Genomic DNA, 19733 nt, shown 5'->3' on the forward strand with positions numbered 1-19733 from the left:
TGCGGGGTGGCGGCAGGGGCCAGTCGCTTTTTTCCCGTGCCCCCGCGATGCTCGGCCGCTAGGGTCGTCGCAAAACTGTTGAGTGGGAGAAGCGTATGCCTGGTCCAAGCCTGAAATCCGTGGTCTTCGCGATGGCCTTTACGGCCCTGGCGGTGCCGGCGCTGGCGTCACCGCCGCCGGACACCCGCGCCATCCTGGGCACGGTGGGCAAGGTGGTCTCGGCCAACGGCATCGATGAGGCCAAGGCGGTGGAGATCGGCGGCATCCAGCAATGGATCACCGTGCGCGGCAAGGACAGGCGCAACCCCATCCTGCTGGTCATCCACGGCGGCCCGGCGGCGCCCGAGCTGCCCACCCGCTATCTGTTCGAAGCGCCGTGGACCGACTATTTCACGGTGGTGGAATGGGACCAGCGCGGGTCGGGCAAGACTTACCTGCTGAACGACCCGGCCAAGATCGCGCCCACCTTGAGCGCCGACCGCATCGTGCGCGACGCGGAGGAACTGGTGGATTACCTCCGTGCCACTTACGGCAAGCGCAAGGTCTTCGCCATCGGCCATTCCTGGGGCACGATCATCGGCCTGAACCTGGCGGCCCGTCGGCCCGACTGGCTGTACGCCTATATCGGCGCCGGCCAGATCATCGACACGGTGGCGGCGGAAAAGGTGAACTACGCCTGGGTGCTGGATGAGGCGCGGCGGCGGGATGAGACCCAGGCGCTGAAGGAGCTGGAGGGCATCACCCCCTATCCGGAAAAGGACGGCAGCCTGCCCATCGACAAGCTGGGGGTGGAGCGCAAATGGTCCGTGAAGTTCGGTGGCCTGACCTATGGCCGCGACAATTACGACTATTGGGAAAACGCCGAAAGGATTTCGCCGGACTACTCCGACGCCGACTTCAAGGCCATCGACCAGGGCAGCGGCTTTTCACTGCCTAAGCTGCTGCCCGACCTGGCCGGGGCCAACTTCACCGGCCTGACGAAGCTGGATTGCCCTCTCATCATCTTCGCCGGCCGGCATGACTACACCACGCCGTCGGAACCGGTGCAGGCCTGGTTCCGCAAGCTGTCGGCGCCGTCCAAGCGCTTCGTCTGGTTCGAGAACTCCGCCCATATGATGTATGGCGAGGAACCGGGCCGGGTGCTAGTCCACCTGGTGCAGGACGCCCGGCCGCTGGCGGCGGCCGTGGGCGACGTGGCGCCGGAGGCGGAGGGCCCGTGAGTTGAGATGCCCATGAGGTGAAGGAGGGCGGGCGATGATGCGGCTGAACGACGACCTTGCCGTGCGCACGGCGGTGCATGCCGGTGGCATGGATTGGGTGCCCAGCCCGTCGCCGGGCGTGGACCGCCGCATGCTGTCGCGCGTCGGGGATGAGAAGGCGCGCGCCACCTCCATCGTCCGCTATGCCGCCGGCAGCCGCTTCCCCACACACGGCCATCCGGGCGGAGAGGAGTTCCTGGTGCTGGACGGCGTGTTCCAGGATGAAACGGGCGATTTCCCCGCCGGCACCTATGTCCGTAACCCGCCGGGCACGGCCCATGCCCCCGGTTCCGTCCCCGGCTGCGTCATCTTCGTGAAGCTGTGGCAGTTCCGGGCCGATGACCACGCCCGCGTTGTCCTCCAGCCGGGCGAGGGGGAGGCGTTGCCGACCCGCCCCGGCGTTGAGCGCGCCCTGAGCCTGTTCACCGATCGGCATGAGGAGGTGCGGCTGGAGGACTGGGGGCCGGACTCCGAGGTGCGTGTGACCAATCCGCAGGGCCTGGAACTGCTGGTCGTGGCCGGCGGCTTCACCGAGGGGGGCGAGGCGTTCCACCCCCAGTCCTGGCTGCGCCTGCCCGCCGGCCAGGACCTGATGGTCCATACCGGCGGGCGGGGCGCCCGCGTCTGGTTGAAGGCCGGGCCGCTGCTGCACCCCGATGTCTGCGCCTTCTGATCAGGCCAGGACCGGCGCGCGCCGGGCGGGCCAGAAGCGGCTGTTGCGCAGCAGGCCGGCGGAAACCAGCGACACCAGCACGCCCACGGGGAAGATCTCATTGAAGGTCAAGGATAGGCGGTAGAAGGGGTTGGCGTACTTCGCCCTCATCTTGTCCATCTCCGCCGTCAGGGCGGCCAGGGCCTCGTCCGAGGCGCCCTTGGCCTTCTCCTGGCTGATCATGGCCTGGGCGTAGTCGTTGACATAGTCCATGTGGTTCACGGCCTGCGTCACCTCCCACGCCAGGGCGTAGATCACCCCGCCGACGACGCTGATGCCCAGGCCCAGGAACAGGGCGGGCCAGAAACGGATGACGCCGCCCAGGGCGGTGTCGCGGTGGCGCTTCACCGCCAGGAAAATGGTGCTGAGCGCCACCAGCATGGTGGCGTAACCCAGGGCCATCTCCACCGCCATGGGCAGGTGGCCGTGCGGGACCGTGGTCAGCACCCCCATGGCCAGGCCGGAGATGAGGCCGGCGGCCAGGCCGTAGGTCAGGATTTTGCGCAGCATGCGAATGCCCCTTTGGTTCCGTGTGGTCCGTGCCCCTCAGTGCCCCGCAAATCCGGTCGCGGGCAATCGCCCGAACGGGTGATTTGGCCGGAATCACCCTTTATTCAGGGCACTAGACCCAACTCCCGGGCGCGGTTGACGGCGTCGGTGCGGCGTTGGGCGCCCAGCTTCTCGAACAGGCGGGCCAGGTGCGTCTTCACCGTGTTGGGCGAGATGTCCAGCACCAGCGCGATCTCCTTGTTGGACCGTCCGGCCGCCAGCTCACGCAACACGGCCATCTCGCGCGCGCTGATGCCCAGGCCGGCCTGGGCCTGGACGTTGCCCTCCGCCGGCAGCGGCGGGGCGGGGCGCATGAGCCGCATCCCTACCATCACGCCCAGGGCCAGGAAGGCCGCCGCGATCAGGAGGATATAGATGTCGTCGGAATGGGCGCGGGCCAGGCGCTGGTAATCCAGCCACTGCAGGGCCGCCGTGCCGATGGCCAGCGCCAGGCCGTAGAGCGCCACGCGCCGCGCGGCCGGCAGCCAGTCCGCCCGGCGCTGGAGCGCCGCCCGCACTCGCTGCGGCAACAGGCGCTGCGGCAACAGGCGACGGCGCATGGCTTTCCTTCAGGCTGATCGGACCAGTCGCCATGAAGGTCCGCCGGGGCCACTCCCGCTGTCAAGTTGGCCCGCTGTCAGCCGGCGGCGTAGGCCACGGCGATACGGGCGGCCAATGCCGCGTTGTTCTTCACCAGGGCGATGTTGGCCCTCAGGCTGCGGCCGCCCGACAGTTCGTTGATGCGGGCCAGCAGGAAGGGTGTCAGGTCCTTGCGGCTGATGCCCCGGGCTTCGGCCTCCGCCACCGCGTCCGTGATGGTGCCGTCGATGAAGGCGGGGTCCAGGGCGTCGGCCTCGGGGATGGGGTTGGCGATCATGATGCCGGTGCCGCAGCCCAGATCCCGATGCAGGCGCATGGTGGCGGCGATCTCCTCCGCGCTGTCCAGGCGATGGTCGGCCTTGTGGCCGCTGCTGCGGGTGAAGAAGGCGGGGAAGTCGTCGCTGCCATAGGCGATGACGGGCACGCGCTGGGTTTCCAGGAACTCCAGCGTCTTGGGGATGTCCAGAATGGACTTCACGCCGGCGCAGACCACGGTGGTGGGCGTGCGGCCCAGCTCCGTCAGGTCGGCGGAGATGTCGAAGGTGGCCTCCGCCCCCCGGTGCACGCCGCCCACGCCGCCGGTGGCGAACAGGGTGATGCCGGCCAGGTCGGCGAGGCGCATGGTGGCGGACACGGTGGTGCCGGCGCTGCCCCGCCGCACCATGACGGCGGCGAGGTCCCGGCTGGACGCCTTCACGACACCCTTGGCCTGGGCCAAATCCTCAAGCTCCGCCGCCGTCAGGCCGGCGCGGGCCACGCCCCGCACCAAGGCGATGGTGGCGGGCACGGCGCCGTTGGCGCGCACCACATCCTCCACCGCCAGCGCTGTTTCCAGATTGGCGGGATAGGGCATGCCGTGGGTGATGATGGTGGATTCCAGCGCCACCACCGGGTGGCCGGCGGGCAGCGCATCGGCGACCTCGGGGCTGAGGACGGGCTTCAGGAGGGACATCGGGAACCTCAAATCGTCAGGCGGTGCAGGTTGGCGGCCAGCAATTGCGGCGACAGGCCGGGATGGACGCTGGCTTTGCTTTCGGTGGTCAGCGCCCCCACCAAGGCGCCCATCCTGGCGGCGGCCAGCAGGCCATCGCCGGCCACCAGGCGGTGCAGGGTGCCGGCAATCATGGCGTCGCCGGCGCCGGTGGTGTCGAGGGCCTGGGCGGGTACGGCCGCGAAGGTGGCGGCTGTGTCGTCGCCAGCGACGGCTGTGCCCTGGGCGCCCAGGGTGACGACGGCGCCGGCCGCCCCGTGGGCGCGCAATCCGTGGGCGGCCGCCTGGGCGCCCTCCAGCCCCGCATGGCGGGTGCCTAGCAGGGCGTTGGCCTCATCCAGATTCATGAACAGCAGGTCGATGCCGGTCAGGTCTCGCGGCAGGCGCGCCAGCTTGGGGATGGAGACGGCGTCGATGGCCAGGCGGAAGCGGGCGCCCCGCCGCCGCGTGACCAGGGCCGCCACCGTTTCCGCCGGCAGGTTGCAGTCGGCGAAGACCCAGCTGGCCGCCGCCAGGTGTGGCCAGGCGCGATCCAGCAAGGCGGGGGTGAACAGGTCGAAGATGCGCATGTCGGCGGCTGCCACCGCCAGGTCGCCGTCCGGGCCCAGGATGGCGGCGTATTCTGCGGTGGGCGCTTCCGCCGTCGCCGCCGCCTGGCTGACGTCGACGCCGAGGGCGCGCAGATGGTTCAGGATTTCGCGGCCGGCCTCATCCTCCCCCACCAGGGAGACCAAGGCGGTGGGCACCGCCAGGCGGGCCAGGTTCTCCGCCACATTGCGGGCGACGCCGCCGGGGCTGCGCACGCCGGTCACCGGGTTGGAGGTGGCCGGGACCAGGGGGGCCAGCGCCTGGTACTTGCGGTCCAGCACCGCCCCGCCCAGGCAGACCACGCGGCGCCCGGCCGGCAGGATATAGCCCCGGCCCAGCAGCCGGCCCTTCTGCGTCAGGCTGACCACGTGGGCGGCGACGGTGGAACGGGCCAGGCCCAAGGTGTCGGCCATGTCCTGCTGGCTGACGAAGGGGTTGGCCTCGATGGCGGCCAATACCGCGCGTTCCTGGTCGCTGAGGTCGGTCATGGGCTGTCCGGCGGGGAAGATCACAAGGAGTTATAAACATATGTTCTGAAGAAAACATATGTTTTATGGCGACCTCGATCACACCCCGAACCGTCGTGCCGGTTCTCTCAGGTTGAGTATCTGTATTGTAAGAACTCATGACACAATACCCTCTTGGCCGAACGCGCGGCGGCATTCATACTCCAGGTTGTTAATTTAATTATTAATGCGTTCATGGCGGGTAAATTACCGAACGCTCTGGAGGGGGACGGGATGCGGCGATCGATGAAGGCGGTGGCCCGGCGGGCCTGCATGTGCGCGGCCGTGGCGCTGGGAGTGGGGCTGTCGATGGCGGCCGGCGCGCAGACCGTGGCCGATGGCGCGAGCGCGCAGGTGGAAATCCTGGTCCATGGCGATGCCCGGACGGGCGCACATTTCGACTATGTCACCTGGGCACCCAGCCCGACTTTGGTGCGCGTCCGCCCCGGCACCCTGCCGCCGGGGGCGACCGTCACCGTGGTGCTGACCAACGGCGCCGCCCCGGCCGAGGGCAAGGGCCACGTCAACTTCGCCCTGACGGCGGACGAGTACAAAAAGGCGGTGGAGGGCGGCGGTGCCAAGGACCAGATCACCCTGACGCTGAAGGGCGACGGCACGCCCCAGCCCATCGTGGTGGCCGGCGACTTCCCGCACTTCAGCCGCGACGATAAGGACACGGCCATCCTCGCCCACCAGGGCACGGCCACGGGGCCGGTGGTGGGCGGCGCCCAGGTCATGGTGCGCGTGCGCCGCAATGAGGAGACGCTGAGCGCCGAGGAGCGCGGCCGCTTCCTCTGGGCGCTGGCGGCCCTGCGCTTCCAGAAATCGCCCGACCCGCGCTGGCGGGACACCTACACCTTCCTGGTGGACATGCACGACATCGGCGCCCGCGGCTTCGCGGAGCCGGCGGACATCGGCTATCCGGACCAGGAGCACAAGGCGGCCGCCTTCGTCGCCTGGCACCGCGCCTTCCTGTTGGAGCTGGAGCGGGCGCTGCAGAAGGTGGACCCCTCTGTCACGCTGCCCTACTGGCCCATGTACTATTCGCCGGGCAAGGATGGGGCGACGGTGTTCCACGCCGACTTCACCGGCGCCAACACCGTGGCCGGCGACCCGGACTTCATGGCGACGGACCTGATCCGCTTCGACGCCGGCAACCCGCTGTACGGCTGGAACATGCCGGGCCGCGGGCCGCTGATGCGCTGGCGGCAGGACCGCAACAACGTCAAGCTGTTCAACACGCCGGGCATGCTGCTGGACAAATCCAAGGCGGGGCTGAAGTCCAACTATTCCTTCATGGCCGGCTCGGTGGAGGCCAACCCCCATAACATCGGCCACGGCTGGTCCGGCGTGTGGATGTCCAACTGCATGATCTCGCCCAGCGATCCCATGTTCTGGCCCTTCCACACCTATTTCGACTGGCTGTGGGCGGCCTGGCAGCAGCATTACGACCGCTTCCGCTCCGACGGCGCCGACCCCGCCCAGTATTGGCCCAACGACGCCTATGCCGACGGCAAGCCCAGCAACAAGACCAATCCGCTGGGCCACCACTTGCGCGACACCATGTGGCCGTGGAACGAGGAGATCCAGCCCAAGCCGGTGGCGACCTTCAGCGCCCGCCGGCCGCCGCAGACCGTGGGCGGACCCTTCGCGCCCTCCGGCGTGCCGGGCCTGTGGCCGCAGGCGCCGGCCAAGCCCACGCCGGGTGAGCTGATCGACTATGCCGGCTACGTCACGCCCGATACCGACGCCGGCGTCGGCTATGACAACCTGCCCTGGTCGCCCAAACAGCAGAGCCTGCCCTTCCAGGGCGACGTGGCGCCCACCGCCACGGCCTTGACCACCTTCCTGGCCAAGGACCGCCCGGTGGCGGAACGGGTGGAGCAAGCGGCGCAGGTGGATCTGGCGGCGGCGTCCGACACGTCGGCCAAGTCCGCCATCCAGACGGTGGCGCTGGCGACGGCCGAGGATGCGGAGGTGCGCGCGGCCGCCCTGGACATCCTCGCCCGCGTCGATACGGCTTACGCGGTGGAGACGGCCTACAAGGTTGAGGGCGATGCCAAGCACCCCACGCTGGCCCATGCCGTGGAACGAGTGCGCGCCATGGAGATGTTTGCCAACCGCCCGGTCGACATGGCGGCGGAAACGGCGCCGCCACCTGCGCCCAAGACGGTGTCGATGCTGGACAAGGGCCTGTACGCCACCGCCCGCAACGGCGTGCCCGACAATAACCCATGCGTCGTGGGCGGCCTGACGGTGGAGTTGCAGCACTTCCTGGCCAAGCCCACCGACGCCGTACGCATCTTCCCGCAGGACGCGACGGCCTTCGTCGCCTCCACCAACCTGTTCGAGGCGGTGCCGGCCGCGAACAGCCACCATGTCCATGGCAAGGCCAACGCCAGCTGCGCCACGCCCTTTGACAAGGCCGTGACCTTGGACACCATGCGTGGCCTTCTGAAGGCCCGCGCGACGACGCCCACCAGCGTGGGCATTGACTGGTGGAAGACCAAGGCGCTGGCCGCCACCGTGCTGGCCCACATCGGCGACGCGGCCACCATCAGCCTGGTGAAGGGGCTGGCGGCGGACGCCAAGGCCACGGTTGACGCCCGCGCCGCGGCCGTGAACAGCCTGCGCCACCTGAACGAAGCGGCCTTCGAGACCGTGGTGGCCAGCCTGGACCGGGACCGGACGGCGCCGGCGGAGCTGAAGGCCCAGGCCATCGCCGCCGTCGGCGCCTATGTCCTGGACCACGGCCGCGACCTGCCGGCGAGCCGGCGCGCCCGCCTGGCCCACCTGCTGGACGTCCTGTCGGCCACGTCGCCAGCGGAGCAGGCGGCGCTGAAGACCGCACGGCACATGCTGGCGCTGGCCGCCGGCTGACCCATACATCTCTCCCACCCGGGCGGCGCGTGACCCGCAGACCCAGCCGCCCGGCCCGCACATGAAGGAATATCCCCATGGCCAACCCGCCGACCTTCGCCGACGTGCAGACCATCCTGTTCACCATCACCGCGTCCCAGGACGATATCCAGGAGCGGTTCGAGATCTATGGCCGCCACGATGCCCAGGGCCGCTATAGTTGGGAAAGCGAGCCGGAACTGCTGGCCTCCATCGCCAACCCCTATGGCGGCGGGCAGGCTAGCAGCGATATCCAGCTCATTCCGGACCTGCCCTATGCGACCCTGAGCGACGCCCAGATCACGGCGCAGTGCGCGCTGGTGCGCATGTTGTCGCCCGGCGCGGACGGCAGCCCGGCGCGCATGCCGGTGCTGAGCCCTGCCACGGCCCGGCGCCATGCCACCGCCGATGAGCTGGCGACCATACGCGACTGGCTGCGCACCCTGCCGTATCCGCGCGGCACCTGAGGGCCGGCGGACGCGACTCACACGGCTGTCGACGGATACGGTATCCCCATTACCGGCGGGGCGGAGGTCCCGCTGGTTGCGCCGCAGGGGCCCGTGGGGCCATTCATCAACCCAAGGTCCGGTGTAACTGGCACCCCGATGCCGCAGGAGATGCCCCAGGCTTGCGGGGGCGGTGGCGACCATGGTCTAAAAGTCGCCATCAGGCACAAAGATGCCGACCGATCAGGGAACCATCCTTCATGCGCATCACTACGTTCGTCTCGTGCTTCGCCCTGTTGATGGCCATGGGCGCGCCCACCTATGCCGCCGACAAACCCGCCGACAAGCCGGGCAAGGAGGCGCCGAAGGATGACGGCGAGCTGGCGCCGTTCCCGGCCCCGAAGTCGATCAAGCAGACGGCCACCATCGCCGGCAAGCGCGTCGAGTACACGGCCACCGTCGGCTCCCTGCCGGTGAAGGACGAGAAGGGCAAGACCATCGGCGAGGTGGTGTACACCGCCTACACCGTCGCCGGTTCCGGCGCCGCCGCGCGCCCGGTGACCTTCGCCTTCAACGGCGGCCCCGGCGCCTCCTCCGTCTATCTGAACCTGGGGGCCATCGGCCCGAAGCAGGTGGCCTTCGGCAAGGCCGGCGACAGCCCGTCCGACCCGGCCATCCTGAAGGACAACGCCAACAGCTGGCTGGACTTCACCGACCTGGTCTTCATCGACCCCATCGGCACCGGCTTCTCCCGCACCAAGGTGGATGAGGAACAGACGAAGAAGGCCTTCTACACCGCCGATTCCGACATCCATTACCTCAGCCGCATCATCTATGACTGGCTGCTGACCAACAACCGCCTGACCAGCAAGAAGTACCTGGTGGGCGAGAGCTACGGCGGCTATCGCCTGCCGCGCCTGGCCTATTACCTGCAGAGCCGCATCGGCGTGGGCGTGTCGGGCATGACCCTGGTGTCGCCCTACCTGGACCCGCCGGCCATCGGTGAGGCTGACGCCCTGTCGCCCCTGCCGTGGATGATCAACCTGACCGCCATGGCCGCCGGCAATTTCGAGCGCCAGGGCAAACCCCTGAACGAGACCACCATGGGCCCGGTGGAGAAGTACGACCGCACCGAGTTCATGCAGGATCTGATGGCCGGCCCGCGCGACAAGGCCGCCACCGACCGCCTGTCCGCCAAGGTGGCGGAGCTGACCGGCCTGGACCCCAAGCTGGTGCGCCGCATGAACGGCCGGGTGGACATCGGCACCTACCTGCGTGAAATCCACCGGGCCGAGGGCAAGGTGGGCTCGGTCTACGACAGCAACGTCACCGCCTTCGACCCGTTCCCCTCCAGCGCCGACGCCCGCTACAACGATCCGCTGCTAGACGGCCTGATCGCCCCCACCACCTCGGCCATGGCGGACTTCGTCACCAACCAGGTCGGCTGGAAGGTGGAGGCGCGCTACAACGCCCTGTCGTATGAGGTCAACAAGCTGTGGGACCGGGACGACACCGACAACCCCGTCACCGACCTGCGCAAGGCCATCGCCAACGACCCCAAGATGGCGGTGACCATCGTCCACGGCTGGAACGACCTGTCCTGTCCCTATTTCGGCTCGCGCATGCTGATCGACCAGATGCCGACCTACGGCGTCGCGGAGCGGGTGAAGCTGCGCATGTACCCCGGCGGCCACATGTTCTACGCCCGCCCCGACAGCGGCGCGTCCTTCCGCAAGGACGTGATGGCGATGTACGACGCCAAGTGAGGTTGAACCTGATGTAAAGTGAACGCCGGCCGGGACACGCTCCCGGCCGGCTTTTCATTTGGGGGGGATGGGCATGTCGGATTTCGATGCGGTCGTGGCGCTGGCGGCGGCCCGCCATGGGGGCATGGATGCGCTGGAGGCCAAGCTGGCCGACCACCGGTCGCGCACTGCTGATGCCATCGCCGCCATCCCCGACGCCCGCATCCTGGCGGAGATGACGCGCCACCTGTTCCAGGGCGGCTTCTCCTGGAAGGTCATCAACGCCAAATGGCCCGGCTTCGAAGAGGCGTTCGAAGGCTTCGACGTCCACCGCTGCGCGGCCATGTCGGAAGAGTGGTTCGACGCGCTGTTGAAGGACACGCGCATCATCCGCAACGCCGCCAAGGTGCGGGCGGTGCAAGCGAACGCCCAGTTCCTGCTGGACCTGGCGGCCGAGCACGGCAGTGCGGCCCGCTTCTTCGCCGGCTGGCCCGACGCCGACTTCGTGGGTTTGCTGGACGTGCTGAAGAAACGCGCCAGCCGCCTGGGCGGCGAGACCGGCATGCGCTTCCTGCGCACCCTGGGCAAGCCCGCTTTCATCCTCACCCAGGACGTGGTGACGGCCCTGATCCGCGAAGGCGTGCTGACCAAGGCGCCGGGCGGCAAGGGCGACATGGCCAAGGTGCAGCAGGCGTTCAACACGTGGTCGGCGGAGACCGGCCGCGATCTGACGGCACTGAGCCGACTCCTGGCGATGAGTGTCGAAAGCGGGCCCTATCACTAAGACAGGCGGGCGCCGTTCACCGGATCGAACAGCAGCGGCGCGCCCGACGGCACGACCAGGCCCATAACGTCACCTGGCGCTAGTGGGCGCGGGTCCATGGTGAACAGCTTCAGGCGTTGCGGGCCGAGGGCCAGGTGCACCACCCGGCCGGTGCCCGTGGTCTCCACCACGTCAACGCGGACAGCCGTGCCCTCCGTTGGAGTGGTCAGGGCCAGGCGCTCCGGCCGCAGGCCCAGGGTGAGGGTGGTCCCGGCCGCCAGACCGGCGGGCGGGGAGATGCGGGCCAGCGTCTGGCCCTCCACCACCAGGGCGCCGTCGGGCGCCAGCGTCGCGTCCAGGAAGTTCATGGGCGGAGAGCCCAGGAAGCCGGCCACGAACAGGTTGGCGGGCTGGTCGTAGAGATCCTGGGGGCTGCCCACCTGCTGGATGGCGCCGTCATTCAGGGCGACGATGCGGTCGGCCATGGTCATGGCCTCCACCTGGTCGTGGGTGACATAGACGCTGGTGGCGCCCAGCTCGCGGTGCAGTTTGCGGATCTCATAGCGCATCTGCTCGCGCAGGCGGGCGTCCAGGTTGGACAGGGGCTCATCGAACAGGAAGGCCTTGGGGTTGCGCACGATGGCGCGGCCCATGGCCACGCGCTGGCGCTGGCCGCCCGACAGGGCCTTGGGCTTGCGTTCCAGCAGGCCGGTCAGGCCCAGCTTGACGGCGGCGGCCTCCACCGCTGCCTTGATCTCCGCCGGCGGCAGGCGGCGTTGCTTCAGGGCGAAGCTCATGTTTTCCCGCACCGTCATGTGGGGATAGAGGGCGTAGGACTGGAACACCATGGCCAGGTCCCGGTCCTTGGGCGCCACCTCGTTCACCCGCCGGCCGTCGATGCGGATCTCGCCGCCGCTGGGCTCCTCCAGCCCGGCGATCAGGCGCAGCAGGGTGGACTTGCCGCAGCCCGACGGCCCCATCAAGGCCACGAACTCCCCCTCGCGGATCTCCAGGTCAATGCCGCGCAGCACCGGGCCGCCGCCGTAATCCTTGTCGACGTTGGAAAGCGTGATGGTGGCCATGGGGATGGGTCAGCCTTTCACGGCGCCGGCCGTCAGGCCCTGCACCAGATAGCGTTGGATCAGCAGGAAGAAGGCGCCGACCGGCAGCAGGGCCAGCACGCCGGCCGCCATCATCTGCCCGAAGTCGACCGAGAATTTGGAGACGAAGCCCAGCAGCCCGGCGGGGAAGGTGCTGACGGCGGTGGAGGAGTTCAGCATCAAGCTGAACAGCAACTCGCTCCACGCCGCGGTGAAGACGAAGCCGCCGGTGGCCGCCAGCCCCGGCAGGGTCAGGGGCAGGATGACCCGCCGCAGGGCCTGGAAGCGGGTGGCGCCGTCCATCATCGCCGCCTCCTCCAAATCCTTCGGAATGGCCTCGAAGAAGGACTGCATGAGGAAGGCGGCGAAGGGCGTGTTGAAGGCGGTGTAGACCAGCACCAGGCCGGTCAGGCTGTTGGTCAGGCCCAGCGGCGCCAGCAGGCGGAAGATGGGCGCCACGATGATGACCAGGGGGAACATCTGGCTGATCAGCATGACCCCCACCACCCAGGCCTTGCCCCGGAAGCGGAAGCGCGAGAAGGCGTAGCCGGCGGCCGACGCGGCGGCGGTGGCCAGCAGGCCGGTCGCGGCGGAGACGATCAGGCTGTTGCGGAAAAAGAGCGGAAACTGGCTGTGGCGCAGGACGGCCCCGTAATGGTCCAGCGTCACGCGGGAGGGCCACAGCCGCACGCCCTCGCCATACATCAAATCATCGGGCGTCAGCGACACCTTCAGCAGCCAGAACAGGGGGAACAGGGCGAAGGCGACGAAGGCCGCCAGCGCCAGGGCGTGCAGGACGCGGGCCCCAATAATGTGGGTGGCGGTCTTGTTCATGCCCGCTCCGTCATCGCGTGGCGCAGCACCATGACGGCAGCGGCGTAGGCCAGCAGCAACAGCAGCAGCACGGCCGCCACGGCGGAGGCGTAGCCGAAGTCCAGGCGCTGGAAGGCCAGGGTGAAGATGTAGCTGGACAGGATTTGGGTGGCGTCGGCCGGCCCGCCCTTGGTCATGACCACGATCAGCTCGGCGAAATTGGCCACCCACACGGTGCGCAGCATGACGGTGATGGCAATGGTGGGGGCCAGCAGGGGCAGGGTGACGCGGCGGAAGCGCAGCAACGGGCCGGCGCCGTCCATGGCCGCCGCCTCATAGATGTCCTTGGGGATGGACTGCAGGGCCGCCAACAGCGTGATGGCGAAGAAGGGGATGCCCCACCACACATTGGCGGCGATGGGCCCCCACAACGCCAGGTACGGGTCGGACAGGATGTTCTCCGGCGTGGCCAGCAGGCCCAGCCCGTGCAGCCAGTGGGGCAGGGGACCGATCACCGGGTTGAACAGCCAGGCCCAGGTGAGGCCGGACAGGAAGCCCGGCACCGCCCAGGGCAGGAAGACCAGGGCCTGCACCAGACCGCGTCCGGGGAACGGCCGGTTCAGCAGCAGCGCCAGGATGAGGCCGAAGGTGAATTGCAGGGCCACCGACACCGCCGTCCACACCACCGTGTTGCGCAGCGCCGTCCAGAAGCCGTCGTCGTCCAGCATCTCCCGGAAATGATCCAGGCCGACGAAGTCGCCGCTCAGGGGGTCCAGCAAGATCAGGTCATGGAAGGCGTAGGATAGGCCGGTGACCAGCGGTACCAGCATGATGGCGGCGATCAGCAGCAGTGACGGTGCCGCGTAGAAATAGGGTTCCAGCTTCAGGGCCAGGGCGCGGCTCATGGTTTCACACCTTCCGCCTGCTTGCGCCGGGCCTTGGTCAGGTAGGCGGCCCACTGCTTGTTCATGGTGGTGGGGCTGATCTGGCCCAGCAAGGCCTGCTGGCTGCTGCGCACCACCAGGCTGTCGGCGAAATAGGCGAAGCCCGGCAGGTATGTGGGCATGAGGGTGGGCACCACGTCCGGGTCGGCCAGTTCGGCGAACCAGCCCTGATAGATGGCGCCGGCGTACAGCGGGTCGTGCGCGGCGGCGGTATAGATGGGCAGGGCGCCGGTCTGCTGGTTCCAGGCCAGGTTGCCGGCCGGGTCGTTCAGCGCCACCACCAGGTCCCAGGCCAAATCCTTGTGGGTGGACCGTTTGAAGATGGACCAGCCGGCGAAGCCCAGGGTGGGATAGGCCTTGCCGTTGGGGCCCTTGGGCCAGGGCGCCACGCCGAAATCCTCCGCCTTCATGCGGGCCTTCAGGGCGATCAGGGCATCAGGATCCTGGTCCACCATGGCGCACGCGCCGGTGTAGAAGCCGGCCACCACCTCGTTGAAGCCCCAGTTGACGCTGTCCTTGGGTGCCAGGCCCTTCTGGTACAGGTCGATCAGCCAGCTGGTGCCGGCCACCCAGCCGGGATCGTTCAGGGTGCTGGTGCCGTCCTCATGAAAGAAGGCGTTGCCGCCCGCGATGCTGGCCCCGAACATGACCCAGCCGTTCAGGCCGCCCGGCCCGCCGCGCAGGCAATAGCCGGACTTGCCCGGCAGCTGGGCGATCCGGGCGGCGTCGGCGCGCAGCTCCTCGAGCGTCTTCGGCGGCTCGGCGATGCCGGCCTGGCGGAACACCGCCTTGTTGTAATAGAGCGCCCTTAAGTAAAAGCCGTAGGGCAGCATGTAGGCGGTGTCGGCCACCGAACGCGCCACGGTCAGGGCCCGGTCGTTCAGGCCCTGGGTCTCCGGCCAGCGCGCCAGATAGGGCTCCAGGCTTTCCAGCTGGCCGTTGCCTGCGTACAGCGACAGCCAGCGGTCCGGCATCTCCACCACGTCGGGGATATCGCCCGCCGCCACCATGGTGGCCAGCTTCTCGAACGCCGATCCCCAGGCCAGGGAGGTGATCTCCACATGGGTGCCGGGGTGGCGGGCCTCGAACCCCGTCACCAGCCGCTTCAGCGTCTCCGTTCGCTCCGGGCTGCTCAGTACCTCCACCAGCCGCAGCTCTTCGGCGCGGGCCGTGACCGCCGGCAGAAGCAGGGTGAGGGTGAGGAGCAGCCGCTTCAGCATCATCAGCGTTTGGCCACCGTCAAGGCCTGGTCCAGGTCGGCCCACAGCGCCTCCGTGCCCTCCAGCCCGACATGCAGCCGCACCATGGTGGCCGGCACGTCGAAATCGAGGGCGGAGTTGGGGCCGGCGGCCTGGACATGGGTTACCAGCGCCGGCACCACGAGGCTTTCGTGCCCGCCCCAGCTGACGCCCAGGTGGAACAGGGCCAGCGCGTCGCACAGGGCGGGAATGTCGATGCCGTCGTCCACGGTGAAGGAGAACAGGCCCGAGGTGCCGGTCAGGCCCGGGGGCAGGGGGGCCATCAGCGCCGGATGGTGCACCTTGGTGACGTTGGGATGCTCGGCCAGCCGCTGCGCCAGGGTCAAGGCCGACGCCTCATGCGCCTTCATGCGGATGGGCAGGGTGCGCAAACCGCGCAGCAGCAGCCAGGCTTCGAATGGCCCCAGCTTGGCGCCGATATAGGGGCAGATGGTACGGCGGATGAGGCCGGTCAGTTCCAGCCGCCCGGCCACCGCGCCCGCCACCGTGTCGCTGTGACCGCCGATGTATTTGGAGGCGGAGTGCAGCACCAAATCGACCCCCAGCGTCGCCGGCCGCTGGAAGACGGGTGTCGCCCAGGAATTGTCGATCAGGCTGACGGCGCCGTGCTTCCTGGCCAAGGTGGAGAGGGCGGCCACGTCATGCGCCTCCATCATCCAGCTGTTGGGGCTTTCCAGGTACAGCAGACGGGCGCCGGGCAAGGCGGCGTCCACGGCGGCCAGGTCGGCGCCATCGACGTAGGTGGTGGTGACGCCCCATTTCTTCAGCAGCGTCTCGAACAGGCGGTAGGCATCCGGGTAGACATGGCGGACGCAGACGATGCGGTCGCCCGGCCGCACCAGCGCCAGCACGGCGCCGGAGATGGCGGCCATGCCACTGGGGAAGCCGATGGCGTCCTCCGTCCCCTCCAGCGCCGCCATCTTGCGCTCGAACTCCGTCACCGTGGGGTTGGTGGTGCGGGAATAGACGTTGCGCGCGCGCTTGCCGGCATAGGTGTCCGCCATCTCCTGGAAATTGGGGAAGGTGAACAGCGAGGTCTGGACGATGGCCGGCACCACCGCCTCATAGGCGTGGGTCATCTCATCATGCGCCACCAGGCGCTGGGCCAGGGATACGGGGTCTTCGGTGGTGTCGATCATGGGACGGTGCCGGTTGTGGGGGACATGGCCTGGATGTCTTCTTCGACGATGGCGAGGATGCCGAGGGTTTTCAGCCGTGCGGCCTCCGGATCGCCGGCGCGGATGGCGTCGAACAGCTCGCGGTGCAGGGCGAAGGATCGGCGGGCGAAGTCGGGGCGGTCGAACGGCTTGTCGAAGAAATGCTCGAACGTCTCGCGGAACTGCTCCAGCAACTGGCGGAACAGCGGGTTGTGGGTGGCGTCGTAGATCGCCAAGTGGAACTGCAAATCCTCCGGCCCGGCGGTGCCCTGCTCCAGGTGCACGCGCTCCATGGCCTCCAGCTTTTCCTCCAGGACGGCCAGGTCGGCCGGGGTGGCGCGGCGGGCGGCGGCCTCGCTGGCGGCGACCTCCAGCCCCCGGCGGATCTCCAGGGTCTGCAACAGCCGGTCGCGCAGCAGCCCGGCATCTATTGTCAGCGAGACATGGACGGCGCCGGGCGTTATGGCCCGCAGCAGATAGGTGCCGCTGCCCTTGCGCGTCTCCACCAGGCCCCGCGCCTGGAATTGGCGGATGACCTCCCGCACCGTGGACCGGCCCACGGCCAGGCGGGCCATCAGCTCCCGCTCCGTCGGCAGGCGCTCGCCCGGCTGCAAGGCCCCCTCGGCGATGAAGGCCGCCAGGGCGGCGCTGACCGCCGCGATGCGGTCGGCGCTGGGCAGCGGCCGCAGGGCCGTGCTGGTGGGTAGGGGGGCGGCGGGCGGAACCACGGCACCTCGATGTCGCGCGGGGCTTCAGCGTTGTCCCGACGCCGCCCCAAATTGGTCTGACATCTGATGATTGGTCGCGGGGGCAGGGGCTGTCAAGCGGGTCTCGACGCCTGGGAGCACCGGCCCCATATCCTTGGAAGCGACCGCAGGAGGCAGCCCATGTCCGACAAGACGATCAAGATACCGGGGCCCGATCATCCCATCACCATCGAGCGCAACCCCAGACGGGTCGTCGTGACGCTGGGCGGCAAGGTGATCGCCGACACGCGTGAGGCGCTCAGCCTGCGGGAGGCGCGCTATCCCGCCGTCCAGTACATCCCGCGCAAGGATGCCGACATGGCGGCGCTGGAACGCACGGACCACAGCACCCACTGCCCCTACAAGGGCGACGCCTCCTATTTCAGCATCCCCGCCGGCGGGCCGCGATCGGTGAACGCCATCTGGACCTATGAGACGCCGCACGCCGCCGTCGCGGCGATCAAGGACCATCTGGCCTTTTATCCGGACCGGGTGGATTCCATCGCCGAGAGCGACTGACGCTCAGACGGGTGGCGCTCACAGGCCGAAGCCGCCGTCGACGCCCAGGATCTGTCCGGTGACCCAGCCGGCGCCGGGGGCGGCCAGTGTCATGACCCAGTGGGCGACGTCCTCGGGGACGCCGCGCCGCCCCAGCGGGATCATCTCCACCTCCTTGGCCTTGATCACCGCGATCTCTTCCTCCGAAAAGCCCATGCGGTCCCGTAGGAAGTCGCTTTCCACCGGGCCGGGGGCGATGGCGTTGACCCGGATGCCCAGGGGCGCCAGTTCCAGCGCCCACGTGCGGGTCATCTGCTCCAGCGCCGCCTTGCTGGCGGCGTAGGCGGAGAAGCCGGCGACGGGTTTGCGCGCCAGCGTGCTGGACAGGTTGATGATCGCTCCACGGGTTTCCCGGAGATGGGGCAGGGCCGCCCGCGCCAGCAGGGCCGGGCCGAAGACGTTGACCTTGAAGACGGCCCCGACGCTTTCCGGCGACATCTCCGCCAGCGGCTGGGGCAGGCCGGCGCCGGCGTTGTTGACAAGGACGTCCAGCCGGCCCCAGCGTTCGATGGCCGCCGCCACGGTCGCCTCGGCATCGGCGGCGCTGGCGGCATCGGCGACGAAGCTGTCGATGGCCGGGTGGGCGACGGCCTTGAGCGCATCCGCGCGCCGGCCGGTGATCAGTACCCGGGCGCCGTTGTCCGCCAGGGTGCGCGCGATGGCCAAGCCGATGCCGGCCCCGCCGCCGGTCACGATGGCCACGGTGTCCTTCAACATGATTGCTGGTTCTCCCGGATCCAATGAGGGGGCGCCGGGCGGGGATTACCGCCCGGCGCGTTGTCAGGCCTTATGACAGGTTGGTCACCTGCTCCGGATCGGCGGCGGCCAGGGCCGCGGCGCGCTCGGCCGGCGGCGGGTAGATCCAGACGGTGTTGATCTGCCGCTTGTAGTCCTTGGCCTGGGCCCCCACGAACTCCACCGCGCGGTCCCAGCCTCGGGTGAAGACGGCACCGGCCCCGCCCAGATCCAGGCAAGTCACGTAAGCCTCCTGGTGGTAGGGCAGCGGGGGCAGGCCCAGCAGATCCGCCGCCGCGTTGTTGCCGGCGAAGGCGCCCATGCGCGTGGCGTGCTGGCACGACATCAGGGCGTGGTTGCCAACGGCGTCGCAGACGGCTTTGGCCGCGTCCCCGGTGGCGTAGACCTCGGGCACGGTGGGAACGCGCAGGGTCGCGTCCACCACCAGCCGGCCGAAATTGTCCCGTTCCGCCGGGATCTGCCCGGTCAGCGGAGCCGCCCGCATGCCGGCCGCCCAGATCACCGTGGCGCTGTCGATGCGCGCGCCGTCCGACAGCGTGACGCCGCCCGCGTCCACCGCCGTGACGCCCACGCCCACGCGGGTCTCGATGCCCAGCTCCCGCAGCGCCCCTTCCACGATGGGGCGAGGTCCCGGCCCCATGTCGGGCGCGACGGACGCGTTGCGCTCCACCAGGATGACGCGGATCTTCTGGTCAGGGCCTAGGATGTCGCGCAGCCGCGCCGGCAGTTCCGTTGCCGCCTCGATGCCGGTGAAGCCGGCACCGGCCACGACGATGGTGTCCCGGGTGGGGGAGGGTGGCCGCTGCGCCAGGCCGTGCAGATGACGGTCCAGTTCCATGGCTTCATCCAACTGGTCGACGCTGAAGGCATGCTCCGCCAGGCCCGGGATGGGAGGGCGGAACAGGCGGCTGCCCGTCGCCAGCACCAGACGGTCATAATCCAGCGTCCGATGCGATCCGGCACCGGCGTCGATCTCCAGCGACCGTCCCTGGGTGTCGATGCGCCGCACCTCCCCCCGCACATAGCCGACGTCGACGGCCTTCAGGACATCGTCCAGAGGGGCGGTCAGGGTCTCGGGCTTGGGCTCGTACAGGCGGGGCCGGATGACCAGCGTCGGCTCCGGGGCCACCAGAATGATCTCAAGGTCCGTGGAGGAAGCGCCGTTCGCGTCGCGCAGGCGGGCGGCGGAAAGGGCCGCGTACATGCCCGCGAAGCCGGCGCCGATGATCACCAGTCTCTGTCCCATGATGGGGCTGCATCCTTCTGCATGGTGGACGCCACCGCCGGGAGGAACCCAGGCGCGTGGCTGGCGGACGGGGCGTTCCAGTGCCGGCCGTCCTTGG

Annotated in this window: 19 protein-coding genes; 7 read left to right on the forward strand and 12 right to left on the reverse strand. The window is 69.1% G+C overall.

Going from position 1 to position 19733, the window contains the following annotated elements; genetic code table 11:
* The first annotated feature begins 95 nt into the window (after nucleotides 1-95).
* Entirely contained in the window at nucleotides 96-1220 is a 1125-nt protein-coding gene (locus UAA55_RS21805; protein ID WP_322955339.1) for an alpha/beta hydrolase, read from the forward strand.
* A 34-nt stretch (nucleotides 1221-1254) separates the two neighbouring features.
* Nucleotides 1255-1932 (forward strand): cupin domain-containing protein, encoded by a 678-nt coding sequence (locus UAA55_RS21810; RefSeq protein WP_322955341.1) that lies wholly within the window; start codon nucleotides 1255-1257, stop codon nucleotides 1930-1932.
* Here UAA55_RS21810 and UAA55_RS21815 read toward each other — a convergent pair whose 3' ends face one another.
* The 4 genes from UAA55_RS21815 to UAA55_RS21830 form a co-directional block, all read right to left on the reverse strand.
* Complete coding sequence (locus tag UAA55_RS21815) at nucleotides 1933-2481, reverse strand: DUF4199 domain-containing protein (RefSeq protein WP_145615473.1); 549 nt, start codon at nucleotides 2479-2481, stop codon at nucleotides 1933-1935. It lies immediately after the preceding gene.
* Nucleotides 2482-2585: 104 nt separating this feature from the next.
* A complete protein-coding gene (locus tag UAA55_RS21820; protein ID WP_322955344.1) occupies nucleotides 2586-3080 on the reverse strand; it encodes a helix-turn-helix transcriptional regulator in 495 nt (164 codons plus the stop codon).
* A 77-nt stretch (nucleotides 3081-3157) separates the two neighbouring features.
* A complete protein-coding gene (locus UAA55_RS21825; protein WP_322955346.1) occupies nucleotides 3158-4072 on the reverse strand; it encodes a pseudouridine-5'-phosphate glycosidase in 915 nt (304 codons plus the stop codon).
* A gap of 8 nt (nucleotides 4073-4080) precedes the next feature.
* Nucleotides 4081-5187 carry a carbohydrate kinase gene (locus UAA55_RS21830; protein ID WP_322955348.1) on the reverse strand — a complete coding sequence of 369 codons (1107 nt, stop codon included), beginning with the start codon at nucleotides 5185-5187 and terminating at the stop codon, nucleotides 4081-4083.
* 252 nt (nucleotides 5188-5439) lie between these two features.
* On the opposite strand from UAA55_RS21830, the gene UAA55_RS21835 reads away from it, so the two are divergent.
* From UAA55_RS21835 to UAA55_RS21850, 4 genes are all read left to right on the forward strand, one after another.
* Entirely contained in the window at nucleotides 5440-8085 is a 2646-nt protein-coding gene (locus tag UAA55_RS21835) for a tyrosinase family protein (protein ID WP_322955350.1), read from the forward strand.
* Nucleotides 8086-8162: 77 nt separating this feature from the next.
* Nucleotides 8163-8570 (forward strand): hypothetical protein, encoded by a 408-nt coding sequence (locus tag UAA55_RS21840; RefSeq protein WP_322955351.1) that lies wholly within the window; start codon nucleotides 8163-8165, stop codon nucleotides 8568-8570.
* 239 nt (nucleotides 8571-8809) lie between these two features.
* Nucleotides 8810-10315 (forward strand): S10 family peptidase, encoded by a 1506-nt coding sequence (locus UAA55_RS21845; protein WP_322955352.1) that lies wholly within the window; start codon nucleotides 8810-8812, stop codon nucleotides 10313-10315.
* A 73-nt stretch (nucleotides 10316-10388) separates the two neighbouring features.
* Nucleotides 10389-11078 (forward strand): DNA-3-methyladenine glycosylase I, encoded by a 690-nt coding sequence (locus UAA55_RS21850; RefSeq protein ID WP_322955353.1) that lies wholly within the window; start codon nucleotides 10389-10391, stop codon nucleotides 11076-11078.
* On the opposite strand, the gene UAA55_RS21855 is transcribed toward UAA55_RS21850, so the two are convergent.
* Genes UAA55_RS21855 through UAA55_RS21880 form a run of 6 tightly spaced genes read right to left on the reverse strand, consistent with a single transcriptional unit; the run spans nucleotide 11075 to nucleotide 17058 of the window.
* The gene (locus tag UAA55_RS21855; protein WP_322955355.1) at nucleotides 11075-12139 is read right to left on the reverse strand and encodes an ABC transporter ATP-binding protein; all 1065 of its coding nucleotides are present in this window, start codon (nucleotides 12137-12139) and stop codon (nucleotides 11075-11077) included. The genes UAA55_RS21850 and UAA55_RS21855 overlap by 4 nt on opposite strands.
* A 9-nt stretch (nucleotides 12140-12148) precedes the next feature.
* Nucleotides 12149-12991: a carbohydrate ABC transporter permease gene (locus UAA55_RS21860; protein WP_322955357.1), complete on the reverse strand. Its 843-nt coding sequence runs from the start codon at nucleotides 12989-12991 to the stop codon at nucleotides 12149-12151.
* Nucleotides 12988-13875, reverse strand: a complete 888-nt coding sequence (locus UAA55_RS21865) for a carbohydrate ABC transporter permease (protein WP_322955359.1) — start codon at nucleotides 13873-13875, stop codon at nucleotides 12988-12990. Before UAA55_RS21865 ends, UAA55_RS21860 begins: the two co-directional genes overlap by 4 nt.
* Nucleotides 13872-15137, reverse strand: coding sequence for an ABC transporter substrate-binding protein (locus UAA55_RS21870; protein ID WP_322955361.1), 1266 nt, complete (start codon nucleotides 15135-15137; stop codon nucleotides 13872-13874). Before UAA55_RS21870 ends, UAA55_RS21865 begins: the two co-directional genes overlap by 4 nt.
* Nucleotides 15137-16312: a PLP-dependent transferase gene (locus tag UAA55_RS21875; RefSeq protein ID WP_322955363.1), complete on the reverse strand. Its 1176-nt coding sequence runs from the start codon at nucleotides 16310-16312 to the stop codon at nucleotides 15137-15139. Before UAA55_RS21875 ends, UAA55_RS21870 begins: the two co-directional genes overlap by 1 nt.
* Entirely contained in the window at nucleotides 16309-17058 is a 750-nt protein-coding gene (locus UAA55_RS21880) for a FadR/GntR family transcriptional regulator (RefSeq protein ID WP_322955365.1), read from the reverse strand. Before UAA55_RS21880 ends, UAA55_RS21875 begins: the two co-directional genes overlap by 4 nt.
* Nucleotides 17059-17217: 159 nt before the next feature.
* Between UAA55_RS21880 and UAA55_RS21885 the strand changes: the two genes are divergently transcribed.
* Complete coding sequence (locus tag UAA55_RS21885; RefSeq protein WP_322955366.1) at nucleotides 17218-17595, forward strand: DUF427 domain-containing protein; 378 nt, start codon at nucleotides 17218-17220, stop codon at nucleotides 17593-17595.
* A gap of 18 nt (nucleotides 17596-17613) precedes the next feature.
* Here the strand turns inward: UAA55_RS21885 and UAA55_RS21890 are convergent, their stop codons facing one another.
* Nucleotides 17614-18351, reverse strand: a complete 738-nt coding sequence (locus UAA55_RS21890) for an SDR family NAD(P)-dependent oxidoreductase (RefSeq protein WP_322955367.1) — start codon at nucleotides 18349-18351, stop codon at nucleotides 17614-17616.
* A gap of 70 nt (nucleotides 18352-18421) precedes the next feature.
* On the reverse strand, nucleotides 18422-19636 hold the full coding sequence (locus UAA55_RS21895; RefSeq protein WP_322955369.1) for an NAD(P)/FAD-dependent oxidoreductase: 1215 nt from the start codon (nucleotides 19634-19636) through the stop codon (nucleotides 18422-18424).
* Between the last annotated feature and the right edge of the window lie 97 nt (nucleotides 19637-19733).

This window comes from Nitrospirillum guanabarense, assembly GCF_034653355.1.
GTDB lineage: Bacteria > Pseudomonadota > Alphaproteobacteria > Azospirillales > Azospirillaceae > Nitrospirillum.

Excerpts from the sequence above, each read along its gene's own strand:
- UAA55_RS21825 (WP_322955346.1), bottom strand. The coding sequence starts at position 4,072 with ATGTCCCTCCTGAAGCCCGTCCTCAGCCCCGAGGTCGCCGATGCGCTG.
- UAA55_RS21820 (WP_322955344.1), bottom strand. The coding sequence starts at position 3,080 with ATGCGCCGTCGCCTGTTGCCGCAGCGCCTGTTGCCGCAGCGAGTGCGG.
- UAA55_RS21860 (WP_322955357.1), bottom strand. The coding sequence starts at position 12,991 with ATGAACAAGACCGCCACCCACATTATTGGGGCCCGCGTCCTGCACGCC.
- UAA55_RS21830 (WP_322955348.1), bottom strand. The coding sequence starts at position 5,187 with ATGACCGACCTCAGCGACCAGGAACGCGCGGTATTGGCCGCCATCGAG.
- UAA55_RS21835 (WP_322955350.1), top strand. The coding sequence starts at position 5,440 with ATGCGGCGATCGATGAAGGCGGTGGCCCGGCGGGCCTGCATGTGCGCG.
- UAA55_RS21805 (WP_322955339.1), top strand. The coding sequence starts at position 96 with ATGCCTGGTCCAAGCCTGAAATCCGTGGTCTTCGCGATGGCCTTTACG.
- UAA55_RS21845 (WP_322955352.1), top strand. The coding sequence starts at position 8,810 with ATGCGCATCACTACGTTCGTCTCGTGCTTCGCCCTGTTGATGGCCATG.
- UAA55_RS21870 (WP_322955361.1), bottom strand. The coding sequence starts at position 15,137 with ATGATGCTGAAGCGGCTGCTCCTCACCCTCACCCTGCTTCTGCCGGCG.
- UAA55_RS21855 (WP_322955355.1), bottom strand. The coding sequence starts at position 12,139 with ATGGCCACCATCACGCTTTCCAACGTCGACAAGGATTACGGCGGCGGC.
- UAA55_RS21875 (WP_322955363.1), bottom strand. The coding sequence starts at position 16,312 with ATGATCGACACCACCGAAGACCCCGTATCCCTGGCCCAGCGCCTGGTG.
- UAA55_RS21865 (WP_322955359.1), bottom strand. The coding sequence starts at position 13,875 with ATGAGCCGCGCCCTGGCCCTGAAGCTGGAACCCTATTTCTACGCGGCA.
- UAA55_RS21815 (WP_145615473.1), bottom strand. The coding sequence starts at position 2,481 with ATGCTGCGCAAAATCCTGACCTACGGCCTGGCCGCCGGCCTCATCTCC.
- UAA55_RS21810 (WP_322955341.1), top strand. The coding sequence starts at position 1,255 with ATGATGCGGCTGAACGACGACCTTGCCGTGCGCACGGCGGTGCATGCC.
- UAA55_RS21885 (WP_322955366.1), top strand. The coding sequence starts at position 17,218 with ATGTCCGACAAGACGATCAAGATACCGGGGCCCGATCATCCCATCACC.
- UAA55_RS21850 (WP_322955353.1), top strand. The coding sequence starts at position 10,389 with ATGTCGGATTTCGATGCGGTCGTGGCGCTGGCGGCGGCCCGCCATGGG.
- UAA55_RS21840 (WP_322955351.1), top strand. The coding sequence starts at position 8,163 with ATGGCCAACCCGCCGACCTTCGCCGACGTGCAGACCATCCTGTTCACC.
- UAA55_RS21890 (WP_322955367.1), bottom strand. The coding sequence starts at position 18,351 with ATGTTGAAGGACACCGTGGCCATCGTGACCGGCGGCGGGGCCGGCATC.
- UAA55_RS21895 (WP_322955369.1), bottom strand. The coding sequence starts at position 19,636 with ATGGGACAGAGACTGGTGATCATCGGCGCCGGCTTCGCGGGCATGTAC.